The following is a 971-nucleotide window of genomic DNA, read 5'->3' on the forward strand; positions in this document are numbered from 1 at the left end:
TGGACCTGTGGCTTTATGGTGTTTAGGTCTAGAATGTGTCCTGGGTTTAGACCTACCTCTATGGGTTAATTCCCCTGCTTCCCTAAGAACTCGGTAAAAGGTACTCTCTGATGCTATGTATATTCCTCTATCAGCCAACATTGGAACTATCTTACAAGGGGGTAATTCTTTAAAATCCTTTGAATTACAGGTAGTTAAAATCATCTGTTTCTCTTGTTTAGATAACTTATTAGCAGGATTTCTTAAAACATCCTTTCTCTTGTCCTTTAGAGTATCTCTCTTTTTCCATCGCTGATATGTCCTTGTTGATATTCCAATAAGTTTACACGCCTTTTTCAATCTCGCCCCCTCTTTTTGGGCTTCATCTATAGCTTTATACACAAATTCTTTTTGTTTAAAATCTATCTTGCGTCCTCTTGGTCCCCCAAGATATCCTCCAATTTTTTTTTAAGCACCAATAGAGCTGTAGTCTCTGCTATGGTCTTGTCTTTCTTCCTTATTTCTCTTTCTAACTTGTGAATCTTTTGTTTTAATTGCTTCTCTTTTTTCTTAAACTTCTTACCAGCTTCTATGTCAATATTTTCCAGACAAGCTTGTTTCCATTTATCCAGCGTAGATGGATAGATGCCCTTTTTTCTGCAAAATTCAGATAATTCCATTTCATTCATTGATGCACTTTGAAAAAGAAAATTAAGTTTTTCCTCTGCTGTAAATTTTTTATTCATTGCTTTTCCTTTTTGAGCTTTAATTTTCCATGTCATAACTGTAGTATACGGGATTCCATTCTCCCTTGCAATATCCGCAATAGTCTTTGATGATGCAAGAATCTGTTTGAGTACACTTTCTTTAACATTATCAGGATAAACCATAAAAAAATCTCCTACCGCCCAGGTTAAAATTTCCCCTTCCCCCTAGGGGGAAGGCTAACAAGATAAGAGAACTAACACCCCCTTACCTTATACCAGCCCAGG

At 36.5% G+C, this 971-nt stretch carries 2 protein-coding genes; both read right to left on the reverse strand.

Going from position 1 to position 971, the window contains the following annotated elements; all coding sequences use genetic code 11:
- The coding region (locus ACYQ0O_RS13005; RefSeq protein WP_459893757.1) for a transposase family protein at positions 1–381 on the reverse strand (381 nt) is incomplete at its 3' end.
- Positions 382–401: 20 nt separating this feature from the next.
- Positions 402–869 carry a transposase gene (locus ACYQ0O_RS13010; protein ID WP_459893759.1) on the reverse strand — a complete coding sequence of 156 codons (468 nt, stop codon included), beginning with the start codon at positions 867–869 and terminating at the stop codon, positions 402–404.
- Positions 870–971: the final 102 nt, after the last annotated feature.

Source organism: Desulfothermus okinawensis JCM 13304, from assembly GCF_054654515.1.

Coding starts and splice junctions, on each gene's coding strand:
- ACYQ0O_RS13010 (WP_459893759.1), bottom strand. CDS start 869: ATGGTTTATCCTGATAATGTTAAAGAAAGTGTACTCAAACAGATTCTT.